The organism is Pseudomonas sp. MWU12-2029, assembly GCF_023242425.1.
Lineage (GTDB): Bacteria > Pseudomonadota > Gammaproteobacteria > Pseudomonadales > Pseudomonadaceae > Aquipseudomonas > Aquipseudomonas kribbensis.
Genome location: NZ_JALJDY010000005.1, coordinates 163,380 through 178,235, shown reverse-complemented (window position 1 = coordinate 178,235; position 14,856 = coordinate 163,380). Strand labels below are relative to the sequence as shown.

Sequence of the window (14,856 nt, the reverse complement as noted above, 5' to 3'; positions counted from 1 at the left end):
CTTATCGGGGGCTTTTCGTTGCAGGGTCATGCCTTGGCGCTGACACCTTTGTCGGTCGGCGGAGGCGGACGGTCGCCACCCTGTCCATAGACCTTCAGGCTTTGCAGCACGTAAATGGCTTTCTTGTACTCGGGAATCAGCCCGTTGGCGTACTTGTTGCCCTTCAGGTTGTTGTTCTGGATCGTGTCCAGTTGCGTGGCGAAATACTCCAGCGCGTTGAACTTGGTGTCCGGGTCTTTCTGAATGCCGAAACGATCGAACTTGTCACCGGCATTGAGCAGTGTCATCGCCGTGATATCCGTAATGAGTCCCCGACTGCGCAGGAAGTCAGTCAGTTTACCCAGTTGCTTGGGCGTCACGTTTTCCGGGTCGAAACCCTTGACGCTCTTGTGGATCCCCTGCTTGTCCATCTCCCGGGTGTTGAGTACGGTCGGATCGTTGCCGACTTTCGCCAGCATTTGCTTGACCTTGACACTCTGCGAAACCGGTTTGCTCGATGGCGAATTATCGCGGACCAACAAACCTGCCTTGGGCTGCCAGGCGCCGGTATAACCAACGGTCATGAGCGTGCTCCTTGCGGAAAGAACATGAAAATATCCTTGTGGAACGTCTTGAATTGCCCGGAGTATCGGCCGGCAAACCGATGGCACCAATCTGTTTTTCACTTTTTTACAAATTTCGTACATTCTCGATACAAACCCACAGGACTCCCGCAGCCATTGGCTTTAAGGCATTTATCCAGCCAGGTATAAATCGAATTTTTACTCTAACGAACGAGCTGGTTAGTTTGAATGTGTCCGGTCTGTTACTTGCCGATTTTCGCTTCAGCACTTTTTAGTACGTAAGTACCTAAAGCTTCCCCTCGCAACGACGATATGTAAGGGATCCCCCTACTGCTTTACTCCTCGCCCCTAACAAGAAACGAAGGACCGGTCTCCATGCCCGCATTCCGTACCATTCAGGCTCGCTATACGCTGTTTCTGGTTCTTTTCATCCTGTTGTTGTCAGTCCTGACCGTGGTAGGCATCAGCCAACTGGTTGCGCCGAAATTGCGTCATACCGAAGAACAGGTGGTGCTCAATCGCATCGCAGAAGTCGCCGAACAGATCCAGGGCGAACTGAACAAGGTTCAGTCGCAGCAGCGCAGCATCACTCAGACCATCCCGCTGCTCGACAGCGCCGCCATCGATACGGTGCTGCCGGGGCTGGTGGATCAGTACGGCGAGTTGAAAGTATTTGGCGGCGGTATCTGGCCACTGCCCGGCCAGCGCGAGGCAGGTCGCAACAAGTTCAGCACGTTCTGGCACCGCGACAGCTCCGGCAAGCTCGCCGTGAATACTTTCTGGAACAGCGACGCAGCCCCCAACTACTACGACCAGAGCTGGTACAAGGGCGGTATGCAGACCCCGCGCGGCCAATGCGCCTGGGCCGCTGCCTATAAAGATGATGCGAGCGCCGAACCGCGCACCAACTGCGCCATGGCCATCCAGAAAAACGGCAGCGCCTGGGGCGTATCGACCATCGACGTGACCCTGGGCTTTTTCAACGACCTGGTAGCCCGCAAGGAAAAAGACCTCAACGCCGAAATGCTGATCGTCGAGGCCGACGGCAAGATCATCAGCAACAGCTCGCGCATCAGCAGCCCGATCGTATTGAAGAACATCAGCGAACTGGCCGCCGGTTCACCGTTCGCCAGTCAGGTAAAAGCTGGTTTGCAACAGCGTGATCAGGCCCAACGCATCGAATTCGACAACAACGGCGTAGCCAGCACCTTCTTCATGCGCCCGATCGAAGGCACACCATGGTTCCTCGCCACCGCGCTACCGACCAAAATGCTCACCGCGCAACGTGACGACGTACTGAGCAGCCTGAGCCTGTTGCAGATTCCGCTGGTGATCCTGCTGGTGCTGTTGCAGGTCTACGCGATTCGCCAACTGGTTGCGCGCATGAAAGCGCTCAAGGCCAACATTGATTCGCTGTCCAGCGGCGATGCCGACCTGACCCGCCGCATCACCATCCGTGCCGAAGACGAGCTCGGCGCGATCGGTCACTCCGTCAATACTTTCATCGCCTATCTGCAGAACATGATCGGCGAAGTCACCCAGGCCACCGGAGCCATGGCTTGGAGCCTCGACAACCTGCAACGCACCTCGGCGCACACCAGCCAGATCCTGCTGCGCCATGCCTCGGAAACCGACCAGACCGTCACCGCCATCAACGAGATGAGTTCGACCGCCGAAAGCGTTGCGCAGAATGCTGCCGAAACCGCTGCGTTTACCCAGCGTGCCAACGAAAACGCCGACCGTTCGCGGGTGGTAGTCGGAGAAGCGACCAGCAGCGTCGTGGCGTTGATCGACGAAGTGGCCAGTGCTACCCACAAAGTCGAAAACATGCAGCAGGACGCCCAACGCATTACCGAGATCCTCGGTGTGATCGGTGCCATCGCCGGCCAGACCAACCTGCTGGCGCTGAACGCCGCCATCGAAGCCGCCCGGGCCGGTGAGCAGGGTCGCGGTTTTGCAGTGGTTGCCGATGAGGTACGCGCCCTCGCCGCCCGGACCCAGGCCAGCACCTCGGAGATCAACGAAATGCTGGCCCGCCTGACGCAGGGTGTGAGCTCGTCGGTCAGCGCCATGGAAAACACCCAGGCCAGTTGCCAGTCTGCCGCCGACGCCACCGCACGCGTCACCACCGGACTCGATGACATGGCCGGTTCCGTCAGCCATATCAACAGCCTCAGCGCCCAGATCGCCACCGCCGCCGAACAGCAGAGCGCTGTCACCGAAGAGATCAACCGCAGCATGGTGCAGATCCGCCATATGGTGGATGAGCTGGTGCAAAGCGGCCAGGCCAGTGAAACCAATACCCGCCAGTTGCTGGAAGCCAACAGCCGGGTGAGTGCGATCATGGGGCGGTTCAAGGTCAGCTGACGGATTTGTCATCTTGCACTCAGGAGGCTGTCAGCTTTGATCTACGATCATGCTGACAGCCTGCCTTGTATCAACTGGAAACACTCCGTTGATGCCCGGTCGGAAAAACCGGTCAAAATGCGTTCTTTTTGGCCGTCACCCGAGTCGAGAACCCTGCATGAAAAACCCTCTGCGTCTGGCCGCCCTGAGCGCCCTGCTCCTGTCCTCCCTGGCGCAAGCCGCCGACCTCATTCCGATCGAAGTCCACCGCGACGCCAACTGCGGCTGCTGCAAAAAATGGATCAGCCATCTGGAAGCCAACGGCTTCAAGGTCGAAGATCACGTCGAAAGCGACATGAGCAGCTTCAAGCAACAACACGGCGTACCACCTCGTCTGGCGTCCTGCCACACCGCGATCATCAACGGCAAATTCGTCGAAGGCCATGTGCCTGCAGAACAGGTGCTGGCGCTGAGCAAGCGTGACGACTTGCTCGGAGTCGCAGCGCCGGGCATGCCGATGGGCTCGCCGGGCATGGAAATGGATGGCATGAGCGATGCCTATCAAGTGATCGGCCTGAAGAAGGACGGTACCGATGTGGTGGTGGCGGATTACCCGGCCCATTGATGACGGCGGGTTACCTCGGACTGTTCTTCGCTGCATTTGGCGCGGCAACGCTGCTGCCGCTGCAATCGGAAGCCGTGTTGGTCGGGTTGCTGGTCAGCGATCGTTACTGGCTTTGGGGCCTGCTGGCGGTGGCGACGCTGGGCAACGTCCTTGGCTCACTGGTGAACTGGTGGCTGGGGCGCGGACTGGAGCGGTTTCAGGATCGACGCTGGTTTCCGGTCAGCGCGAAGCTCATGGAGCGCGCCCGCGCTCACTATCAGCGTTATGGGCACTGGTCGCTGCTGCTTAGCTGGCTGCCGGTCATCGGTGATCCCCTGACGCTGATTGCCGGGGTCATGCGCGAACCGCTCGGGCGATTCCTGTTGATCGTCACCCTGGCCAAAGGCGCCCGTTACGGCGTGCTGGCGATGCTTACCCTGGGCTGGCTCGGTTGAACGATCGGGCGCCGGCATTGCCTGTGTTTAACGTCGCCCTAATCCGGCCGTTCCAGCATCGGCCGATTTCCTGTGGAGTTGTCCCATGTCTGTGTCGCTGACCCGCTGGCTGCCCGGCCTGCTGTTGACCGCTGCCCTGCCCCTGCTGGCTCACGCCGAAGGCCCGCAATATGGCCCGGAACTGCAGGGTTTCGATTATCCCTACACCCTCAAGCACTTTGCCTTTCAGTCCCAGGGCCAGTCTCTGCAGATGGGTTACATGGACGTCGCCGCCCACGGCAAGGCCAACGGACGCACCGTGGTGCTGATGCACGGCAAGAATTTCTGCGGCGCGACCTGGGACAGTTCGATCCAGGCCCTGAGCGAGGCAGGTTATCGGGTGGTCGCCCCGGATCAGATCGGTTTCTGTACCTCCAGCAAACCCGATCATTACCAGTACACGTTCCAGCAACTGGCGGCCAACACCCAGCAATTGCTCAAGGCGCTGGGCATCCAGAAAGCCACCCTGCTCGGTCATTCCACCGGTGGCATGCTGGCCACCCGTTACGCCCTGCAATACCCGGATCAGGTCGAGCAACTGGCACTGGTCAACCCGATTGGCCTGGAAGACTGGAAAGCCCTCGGCGTGCCGTATCGCAGCGTTGACCAGTGGTATCAGCGCGAACTGAAAGTCACCGCCCAGGGCATCCGCGACTACGAGCGCAGCACCTATTACGACGGCCGCTGGAAACCCGAATTCGACCGCTGGGTAGACATGCTCGCCGGCCTGAGCAACGGCCCGGGCAAGACTCAGGTCGCATGGAACTCGGCGCTGATCTACGACATGATCTTCACCCAGCCGGTCTACTACGAGTTCAAGGATCTGAAGATGCCGACCCTGCTGCTGATCGGTACGTCCGACACCACGGCCATCGGCAAGGACATTGCGCCACCCGAGGTGAAAGCGAAAATCGGCCACTATGACGTGCTGGGCAAGCAGGTCGCCAAGCTGATTCCACAGTCCACGCTAGTGGAATTCCCCGGCCTGGGCCATGCCCCGCAGATGGAAGAACCGGCGCAGTTCCATCAGGCGCTGCTCGGCTGGCTGAACAAAACCAATCCCGTTCGTTGAGGAGTCAAGGCTGATGGCGGTGCAGATTGCAGTGATCGATGACTGGCAGGACGTGGCGCGGGACGTGGTCGACTGGTCGGTGCTGGACAGTCTCGGCGAGGTGACCTTCGTCCATGATTACCCGGCGGACAACGCCACGCTGGCCGAACGACTGGGCCGGTTCGAGGTGATTTGCGTGATGCGCGAACGCACGCGTTTCGATGAAGACCTGCTCAAGCGTTTGCCGAACCTCAAATTGCTGGTCACCGGCGGCATGCGCAACGCGGCGCTGGACATGCCCGCCGCCGCCCGCCTCGGGATCAAGGTCTGCGGCACCGACAGCTACAAACATGCCGCACCGGAACTGACCTGGGCGCTGATCATGGCCGCCACCCGCAATCTGGTGAACGAAGCCAACGCCCTGCGCGCCGGCAAATGGCAGCAAGGCCTGGGTGGCGACCTGCATGGCAAGACCCTCGGTATTCTCGGGCTCGGCAGCATCGGTCAGCGGGTGGCGCAGTTCGGTCAGGTGTTCGGCATGCGCGTGATCGCCTGGAGCGAAAACCTGACCGCCGAGCGCGCCGGACAGGCCGGCGTCACCTATGTCAGCAAGCAGCAATTGTTCGAACAGGCCGACGTGCTGTCGGTGCACCTGGTGCTCAGCGACCGCAGCCGTGGATTGGTCGATGCCCAGGCGCTGGACTGGATGAAGCCGACCGCCCTGCTGGTCAACACGGCACGCGGGCCGATTGTCGACGAAGCGGCGCTGATCAAGGCCTTGCAGAAACAGCGCATCGGTGGTGCAGCGCTGGATGTGTTTGATGAAGAACCGCTGCCGGCTCTGCACCCGTTTCGCACACTGGACAATGTGCTGGCCACGCCTCATGTCGGGTATGTCAGCCGACAGAACTATGAACAATTCTTTTCGCAGATGATCGAGGACATTCAGGCCTGGTCGGCGGGAGAACCGATCCGTCTGCTGAATTGACCCACGCCTGCTTCGCGGGCAGCCCATGCCCGTGAAGCAGCACCCGCTGCCCGCCTGCCGACACAACTGTCCGCACCGCAACAGTGCATCCGCACGTTCCTTGCGCCCGAAAACGTGACCGACCGGTCACCGTTTTGCACCCTCCGCCCCTTCAAACATGCACTTCGTCGGTGCGATGCCCCGCTCAAAGCCACGGTTTCCGTGGCCCTGCAACACATTGTCGAACAATTCGTCCGATTGCCCTGGCCCGCTCTAGGATCTGGCCTAGACTGGTTTTCGCGAGGCGAAACCGACCGGTCACAACACGGAAATTTTGTCGAAACTTTTGCTGATCGCGACGGGTCATCTGAAAGACAGGGCCAAAGCGACTGGTTCATTCCTTGCAACGGCCTCTTCACCCATTCTGCTTGCGCGTGTTGGGTAGCGTTTGCTCACCGATGCGTGGCGCGTTTGCGCCCGGCCACAGGATTTGGCCATGGACATCGCTTGTTCAAGACAAGAATCAGATCAATAAACGGGAGATTCATATGATCAGTGCGGCATTGGATATTCAGGGAGAGCGCGCTCACCAGCCGGTCGGCGAGTCGAGCACCGCGAGCGTTCCCGGCAGCCGGTCGATCAACGTCCCGGGTACCAGGACGCTGGCACCGGTAGCCAGTCAGAATCCCAACAAGAAGAAAGTGTTGTTCGTGACCTCGGAAATCGCCGATCTGGTGAAGACCGGCGGTCTTGGTGACGTTTCTGCCGCCCTGCCCCGCGCGATGGCGCATCTGCATGATGTCCGGGTGCTGATCCCCGGTTACCCGCAAGTGATGAACAGCGAGAATCCGATCCATATCATCGGTGAACTGGGCGGCCATGCTGCGCTGCCTCCCTGCAAGATCGGGCGCATGGACATGCCTGACGGTCTGGTCATTTATGTGTTGATCTGCCCTGAGCTCTACGCCCGCGACGGCGGCCCTTACGGTGCCAACAACGGTCGCGACTGGCCGGACAACCACATTCGCTTCGCCCGTCTGGGCCTGGCCGCCGCCGATATCGCCGCCAACCTCGCACAAATCCACTGGTGCCCGGATCTGGTGCACGCCCACGACTGGCCGGCCGGGCTGGCACCTGCCTACATGCACTGGCGCGGGCAACGCACGCCGACCCTGTTCACCATTCACAACCTCGCCTATCAAGGCGTGACCAGCCTCGGTTCGTGCCCGGAACTCGGGATTCCCGCCCATGCCCTGCAACAGGAAGGCATGGAGTTCTACGGCAAGATGTCGTTCCTCAAGGCCGGCATGGCCTATTCGAGCCACATCACCACAGTCAGTGCCACCTACGCGCAGGAAATCACCACCCCGGATTTCGGCTGCGGTCTCGACGGTTTTCTCGCCGCCAAGACCCAGCAAGGCTTGCTCAGCGGCATCCCCAACGGCATCGACGAGAGCTGGGACGCCGCCACCGATCCGCACCTGTTCGCGCCGTTTGCCATCGGCGACTGGGAAGGCAAAGCGATCAACGCCGCCCATGTGCGCGAACTGTTCGGTCTGAAAGACTCCGCAGGTCCGCTGTTTGCCGTGGTGTCGCGTCTGGTCTATCAAAAAGGCCTGGACCTGACCGAAGCGGTCTCCGAGTACATCGTGCAGAACGGTGGCCAGATCGCGATCATCGGACGTGGCGAACCCGAAGAAGAACAGGCCATGCGCGAACTGGCCCTGCGCTTCCCCGGCCAGATCGGCGTGCGCATCGGTTTCAATGAAACCGATGCCCGACGGATGTTCGCCGGCAGCGATTTCCTGCTGATGCCTTCGCGTTACGAACCTTGCGGTTTGAGCCAGATGTATGCCCAGCGTTTCGGCTCGCTGCCGGTGGCGCGCAACACCGGCGGGCTGGCCGACACCATCGAAAACGGCGTCACCGGGTTCCTGTTCAACGAGTCCACGGCCGACAGCTACCGCGAGGCTCTCAGCCGCGCGTTCAAGGTGTTTGCTTTCCCGGATCTGCTGCACGCCATGCGCTGCCGGGCGATGGCGGCACCGTTCAACTGGTGCCAGGCCGTCGAACCCTATGCCGAACTCTACGAACAACTGGTGGCCAAGGCTCTGGGTAAAACGCACCACAAATAACCAGGGAGGTTGTCAACGATGCCGTCACGGTCCCCTGAAATCTGGCCCCACGGCGCGATCATGCTGGATGCCGACCACACGCAATTCGCGTTGTGGGCGCCGGATGCGTTTTACGTCAGCGTCGAGCTGGACAATGGCCAGTCCCTGCCGATGCTGCCGCAGGGCGATGGCTGGTTCGTGATCAAAAGCCACTGCTCCGCCGGCCGTCGCTACCGCTATAACATCGACGGCGAACTGGAGGTGCCCGACCCGGCCTCCAGGGCGCAGGACGGCGACCTCGACCGTCACAGCGTGGTGGTCGATCCGCACGCTTATCACTGGCGGCACAGCACATGGCAAGGCCGGCCCTGGAACGAAGCGGTGATCTACGAACTGCACGTCGGTGCCCTCGGCGGTTTTGCCGAAGTCGAACAACATCTGGCACGACTGGCCGGGCTGGGCATCACCGCCATCGAGCTGATGCCGATCGCGCAGTTTCCCGGCGAGCGCAACTGGGGTTACGACGGCGTGCTGCACTTCGCGCCGCAAGCTTCCTATGGCACGCCGGAACAGCTCAAACACCTGATCGACAGTGCCCACGGTTATGGCCTGGCGGTGATTCTCGACGTGGTCTACAACCACTTCGGCCCCGACGGCAATTATCTGCATCGCTATGCCAAGGGCTTTTTTCGCGAAGACAAACACACCCCGTGGGGCGCGGCCATTGATTTCCGTCGCCGCGAAGTGCGGGACTTCTTCGTCGAAAATGCGCTGATGTGGCTGCTGGAATACCGTTTCGACGGCGTGCGCCTGGACGCGGTGCACGCCATCGAAGACCCGGATTTCCTGCAAGAACTGGCGCAGCGCATCCGCCAGCAAATCGACCCTGCGCGGCACGTCTGGCTAACCGTGGAAAACGAGCACAATCAGGCCAGCCTGCTGGAAGACGCCTACGATGCCCAGTGGAACGACGACGGCCACAATGCCCTGCACGTACTGCTGACCGGCGAAACCGATGCCTATTACGCCGACTATGCCGAACATCCCACCGAACAACTGGCCCGCTGCCTGAGCCAGGGTTTTGTGTTTCAGGGCCAACTGACCCGCCACGGCACGCCCCGTGGCGAGCCGAGTGAACATCTGCCGTCCACCGCGTTCGTGCTGTTCCTGCAGAACCACGACCAGATCGGCAACCGTGCCTTCGGCGAACGCCTGCATCAACTGGCCGATCCTCGCGCCCTGCAAGCCGCCACCGTGTTGTTGCTGTTGTCACCGATGATTCCGTTGATGTTCATGGGCGACGAGTTTGCCGCCGAGCAACCGTTTCTGTTTTTCACCAGCCACCACGGCGAACTCGCGAAGTTGGTACGCGAAGGCCGGCGCAACGAGTTCGCCGCGTTCAGTGCGTTTGCCGATCCACAGCGCCGCGAGCAAATTCCCGATCCCAACGCCGAACAGACGTTCCACACCTCGCAACCGCGGCTGATCGGCAGCGGCACACCGAAACAGCAGGCCACCCTGGCGCTGTATCGACAGCTGTTGCAACTGCGCCACCAACACATCATTCCGCACTTGCCCGGAACCCAGGCGCTCGGCGCTCAAGTGCTGGGGCCTGGCGCCGTCAGCGCGCGCTGGCGTCTGGGGAATGGCAGCGAGCTGCGAATCGACCTGAACCTCGGCGACAGCCCGGTGGTCAACCCACCACAGGCCGAATCGGTGTGGCTGTTCCGTCAGCCACCCGCTGCCGACCTGACGGATGAAGGACAACTGCCCCCGTATTGCGCGCTCGTCAGCCTCACGGCCGCAACCCCTTTGCCACCCCTGGATGGAGAGCGCCTATGAGCGATGCGCAACTGGAAATTCTCGCCAGCCGAGCCGGCCTCGCGGTCGACTGGATCGACGCCAATGGCCGTCAGCAAAAAGTCGCCCCGGCGGTGCTGCGCAATGTCCTCACCGGGCTCGGTCACCCGGCCGGCTCGGCCCAGGAAATCGACGCCAGCCTGCTGGAACTGCAACAGGTGCAACAGGACCGCCAATTGCCGCCGCTGCTGACCGCCGATGTCGGCGTGGGCCTGGACCTGGCGCGTTACTTCGAACCCGGAAGCCCCTGTGAGATTCATCTGGAGGACGGCACGCGGCTGTCGCTCAAACTCGATGCCGATGCGGTGCTGCCCGGTGAAATTCCGGTCGGGTATCAGCAAATCCATATCGCCGATCAACATTTCACCCTGGCCGTAGCCCCCGAGCGCTGCTACAGCGTGGGCGATGCCGTGGACAACCCGATCCCCCGCGCCTGGGGCCTGAGCGTGCAGCTTTACAGCCTGCGCCGCCCCGGCGACGGCGGTTTCGGCGACACCCAGGCACTTGAGGAACTGGCCCGCAGCGCCGGCGAACGCGGGGCCGACGCTTTGGCGATCAGTCCACTGCACGCGATGTTCAGCGCCGACACCGGGCGCTACAGCCCTTATTCACCGTCCAGCCGCCTGTTCCTCAATTCCTTGTATGCCGCGCCCGGGACGATTCTAGGCGAGCGAGCCCTGCGCGATGCCATCGATGCCGCAGGCCTCAACGATCAGTTCGAGCAACTGGAGAACCTGAAACTGATCGACTGGCCCAGCGCCGCCGACGCCAAGCAAAAACTCCTGCAAGCGCTATACGAAGGCTTCATCCGTGGCGAACATCCGTTGCAGGCGGATTTTTCCAGCTATCGCGACGCGGGTGGCGAAGCGCTGGAAAATCACTGCCGCTTCGAAGCGATCCAGGAAATGCGCGCCGCCCGTGGCGAAAACCTCGACTGGCGCGAATGGCCCGAACACTGGCACGACCCGCGCGGTGCAGCCCTCAGTGCGTTTGCCGAGGAATACGCCGAACGCATCGGCTACTTCGCGTTTTGCCAGTGGTTGATTCACCGCTGCCTGGAACGCGCGCAAAACGCCGCTCGCAGCGCCGGTATGGGCATCGGTCTGATCGCCGACCTGGCGGTGGGTGCCGACGGTGCCGGCAGCCAGGCCTGGAGTTTTCAGGACGAATTGCTGGCATCACTGACGGTCGGTGCGCCACCGGACATTCTCAATCGCTCCGGCCAGGGCTGGGGCATCTCGGCGTTCTCCCCGGAAGGTCTGGTGCGCAATGGTTTTCGGGCGTTCATCGACATGTTGCGCGCCAACTTCGCTCACGCCGGCGGCCTGCGCATCGACCATGTCATGGGCCTGCAACGGCTGTGGGTGATCCCCAAGGACTCGCCGCCGGCCGACGGTGCCTACCTGTATTACCCGGTGGACGATCTGCTGCGTCTGCTGACCCTGGAGTCCCACCGCCATCAAGCGATCGTGCTGGGCGAAGACCTCGGCACCGTGCCCGACGGGCTGCGGGAAAAACTGGTCGCCCGGGCCATGCTCGGCATGCGCGTGCTGCTGTTCGAACAGGACAACACCTGGTTCAAGCCGATCCTCGACTGGCCGGACAATGCTTTGGCCACCACCAGCACCCACGACCTGCCGACACTCAATGGCTGGTGGCATGGCCGGGATATCGACTGGAATGCGCGACTCGGGCTGATCGACGCCAACGGCGAAATCGACTGGCGCCGCTATCGCGAGCGTGAACGCGACGGTTTGCGCAATGCCTTGAGCCAGGATCCGCAGAACTTTCGCGAGGAGTCCCACGAAGCCGATCAGGTGGTCGACGCCAGTGTCCGCTTCCTTGGCCACACCCGCGCGCCGCTGGTGTTGCTGCCGCTGGAGGACGCGCTGGGCCTGGACGAACAGGCCAACCTGCCCGGCACCATCGACACTCATCCGAACTGGTCGCGGCGCCTGCCGGGCACCAGTGACACCTTGCTCGATGGCGTCGATGCCGCGCGGCGTCTGGAACTGCTCGCCTGCGCCCGCCTTCAGGCCGCCGAGCGTGACCAATGAGTGCAGTGCAAAACCTGACCTTGCGCGCCACGGTGCGCCTGCAGTTTCACAAGGGTTTCACCCTCGATGAGGCGGTGCCGCTGGTGGCGTACTTTGCCCGCCTCGGCATCAGCCATGTTTACGCCTCGCCGCTGCTCGCCGCCCGCGCCGGCTCCATGCACGGCTACGACGTGGTCGATCCGACCCGGGTCAACCCGGAACTGGGTGGCGAACCGGCGCTGCGCCGGCTGGTCGCGGCTCTGCGCGAACACGGCATGGGGCTGATCCTCGACATCGTCTCCAATCACATGGCAGTGGGCGGCGGTGACAATCCGTGGTGGCTCGATCTGCTGGAATGGGGCCGGCTCAGTCCCTATGGGGAGTTCTTCGACATTCAATGGCACTCGCCGGACCCGTTGATGGAAGGCCAGTTGTTGCTGCCGTTCCTCGGCAGCGATTACGGCATTGCATTGCAGGACGGCACGCTGCCGCTGGTGTTCAACGCCAGGTCGGGCACTTTTCACGTCGAACATTACGAGCATCACTTCCCGATCTGCCCCGGGGATTACGGCGAACTGCTGAAAGCCGACGAGCCGGCGAACGACGCACTCAAGTCGCTGGCCGATCGCTTCAGCAGCCTCAGCTACCAGACCGACGCCCGCTCGCTGGCGATCCCGCTCAAGGAAGAACTGCAACAACTGGCGAGCGACCCGCACATCCTGCAAACGATCCAGCGCAACTTGACGCATTACGACTCGAAAACCGACGAGGGCTTCCAGCGTCTGCATCAACTGCTGGAACGGCAAAGCTATCGCCTGGCCAGTTGGCGCACCGCAGCGGACGACATCAACTGGCGGCGCTTCTTCGACATCAACGAACTCGGCGGTCTGCGGGTCGAGCGGCCAGCCGTGTTTGAAGCGACCCACGGCAAGATCTTCCAGTTGATCGAGGAAGGTCTGATCGACGGTTTGCGCATCGACCACATCGACGGGCTCGCCGATCCACGGGGTTACTGCCGCAAGCTGCGTCGACGCCTCGACTTTCTGGCACCGGGGCGACACTTGCCGATCTACGTCGAGAAGATTCTCGGCGACGGCGAAACCCTGCGCACTGACTGGGCGGTAGATGGCAGCACCGGTTACGAGTTCATGAATCAGCTGTCGCTGCTGCAACACGACCCGGCCGGCGAGCACGTGCTCGGCGACTTGTGGCAACGCCGCACCGAACGCCCCGCCGCGTTTATCGAAGCGGCACGGCTGGCGCGTCAGCAGATTCTCAACGGTTCGCTGGCCAGCGATTGCGAAAGCGTTGCCCAGGCGTTGCTGCAAGTGGCGCGGGACGACGTGATGACCCGCGACCTCACGCTCGGTTCGATCCGCCGGGTGCTGCAGGCGCTGATCGTGCACTTCCCGGTGTATCGCACCTACATCAGTGCGATGGGCCGCTCGGCGCAGGACGAGGTGTTTTTCCAGCAGGCCATGGAAGGTGCGCGGCAGACATTGAGCGAAAGCGACTGGCCGGTGCTTGATTCTGTAGCGGGCTGGCTCGGTGGCCAGCCATGGCGGCGCAAACCCCGTGGGCGCTCGCGCAAGATCCTGCGTCATGCCTGCGTACGCTTTCAGCAACTCACCTCGCCCGCCGCCGCCAAAGCCGTGGAGGACACGGCGCTGTATCGCTCGGCGGTGCTGCTGTCGCGCAATGACGTGGGCTACAACACCGAACAGTTCAGCGCCCCGGTCAGTGATTTTCACGCGACCAACCAGCAACGTCTGGCGACATTCCCCGACAACCTGCTGGCCACCGCCACCCACGACCACAAGCGCGGCGAAGACACCCGTGCACGGCTGGCCGTGCTCAGCGAGCGCAGCCACTGGTACGCCGAGCAGGTCGAGCTATGGCGCGCCCTCGCCCGGCCACTGCGTAATGACGATCAGATGCCGTCGTCAGCGGACGAATTGATCCTCTATCAAGCGTTGCTCGGCAGTTGGCCGCTGGAGCTGCACAACGACGATCAGGCGGGTTTCGCCGACTACGCCAGACGCATCTGGCAGTGGCAGCAGAAAGCCCTGCGCGAAGCCAAGCTGCAAAGCAGCTGGAGTGCGCCGAACGAAGCCTATGAAAACGCCGCCCAGTCATTCACCGAGCTACTGTTGCTGGCGCCGGAAGGTGAACTGCTGCGCGGGGCGTTGGCCAAGAGCGTCAACAGCATCGCCGCTGCCGGCGCCCTCAACAGCCTGGCGCAAACCTTGCTGCACATGACCGTACCGGGGGTGCCGGATCTGTATCAGGGCAACGAGTATTGGGACTTCAGCCTGGTGGATCCGGACAACCGCCGGCCGGTGGACTACGACTTGCGAGAGCAATCCGTGAAACCCGCGCCCGTAGCGGAACTGTTGTCGAACTGGCGCGACGGGCGCGTCAAGCAAGCGTTGATCGCGCAAGTACTGAACCTGCGCGCCGAGCACACCGAGCTGTTTCGCCGTGGCTCGTACCAGGCCCTGGAGGTGCTGGGCAGCCAGGCGCACAACGTACTCGCGTTTGCCCGCGAGCACGAGGGGAAACGGGCCATCGTCATCGTGCCGATCCGTTGCGCAACACTGCTGGAAAACGGTGCCGTCCCGCAGGTCGATGCGCTGCGTTGGGGCGATACACGGGTGGAATTACCGTTCGCCGCCTCCGACGAAAATCTGAAGGGACTTTTTTCGAGCACCGCAGTCACAAAAAACAGGGAGCTGGAGGTCAGCGCTGCGCTGGGGGACTTCCCGGTCAATCTGTTTATCCAACACTTCTAGAAGCATGAGTTCAGTTCAGGAGCATTGCG

Annotated in this window: 10 protein-coding genes; 9 read left to right on the top strand and 1 reads right to left on the bottom strand. The window is 62.0% G+C overall.

Features of this window, described 5'->3' with window-relative positions; all coding sequences use genetic code 11:
- Positions 1-26: 26 nt before the first annotated feature.
- A complete protein-coding gene (locus tag M5B44_RS14165; RefSeq protein WP_134826709.1) occupies positions 27-563 on the bottom strand; it encodes a hypothetical protein in 537 nt (178 codons plus the stop codon).
- 375 nt (positions 564-938) lie between these two features.
- Here M5B44_RS14165 and M5B44_RS14160 point away from each other — a divergent pair, with 375 nt between their 5' ends.
- The 9 genes from M5B44_RS14160 to M5B44_RS14120 all read left to right on the top strand — a co-directional run bounded on the left by M5B44_RS14160 (position 939) and on the right by M5B44_RS14120 (position 14,827).
- Complete coding sequence (locus M5B44_RS14160; RefSeq protein ID WP_248739571.1) at positions 939-2,930, top strand: methyl-accepting chemotaxis protein; 1,992 nt, start codon at positions 939-941, stop codon at positions 2,928-2,930.
- A gap of 157 nt (positions 2,931-3,087) precedes the next feature.
- Positions 3,088-3,534 (top strand): DUF411 domain-containing protein, encoded by a 447-nt coding sequence (locus tag M5B44_RS14155; RefSeq protein ID WP_248739570.1) that lies wholly within the window; start codon positions 3,088-3,090, stop codon positions 3,532-3,534.
- Positions 3,534-3,968 carry a YqaA family protein gene (locus M5B44_RS14150; RefSeq protein WP_248739569.1) on the top strand — a complete coding sequence of 145 codons (435 nt, stop codon included), beginning with the start codon at positions 3,534-3,536 and terminating at the stop codon, positions 3,966-3,968. Before M5B44_RS14155 ends, M5B44_RS14150 begins: the two co-directional genes overlap by 1 nt.
- An 85-nt stretch (positions 3,969-4,053) precedes the next feature.
- Entirely contained in the window at positions 4,054-5,079 is a 1,026-nt protein-coding gene (locus M5B44_RS14145; protein WP_248739568.1) for an alpha/beta fold hydrolase, read from the top strand.
- Positions 5,080-5,092: 13 nt separating this feature from the next.
- Positions 5,093-6,046, top strand: a complete 954-nt coding sequence (locus tag M5B44_RS14140) for a D-2-hydroxyacid dehydrogenase family protein (protein ID WP_248739567.1) — start codon at positions 5,093-5,095, stop codon at positions 6,044-6,046.
- A gap of 527 nt (positions 6,047-6,573) precedes the next feature.
- Complete coding sequence (gene glgA / locus M5B44_RS14135; protein ID WP_248739566.1) at positions 6,574-8,160, top strand: glycogen synthase GlgA; 1,587 nt, start codon at positions 6,574-6,576, stop codon at positions 8,158-8,160.
- 18 nt (positions 8,161-8,178) lie between these two features.
- The gene (treZ, locus tag M5B44_RS14130) at positions 8,179-9,981 is read left to right on the top strand and encodes a malto-oligosyltrehalose trehalohydrolase (protein ID WP_248739565.1); all 1,803 of its coding nucleotides are present in this window, start codon (positions 8,179-8,181) and stop codon (positions 9,979-9,981) included.
- The gene (malQ, locus tag M5B44_RS14125; protein WP_248739564.1) at positions 9,978-12,056 is read left to right on the top strand and encodes a 4-alpha-glucanotransferase; all 2,079 of its coding nucleotides are present in this window, start codon (positions 9,978-9,980) and stop codon (positions 12,054-12,056) included. The genes treZ and malQ overlap by 4 nt, the downstream gene beginning before the upstream one ends.
- Positions 12,053-14,827, top strand: coding sequence for a malto-oligosyltrehalose synthase (locus M5B44_RS14120; protein ID WP_248739563.1), 2,775 nt, complete (start codon positions 12,053-12,055; stop codon positions 14,825-14,827). Before malQ ends, M5B44_RS14120 begins: the two co-directional genes overlap by 4 nt.
- Positions 14,828-14,856 lie beyond the last annotated feature (29 nt).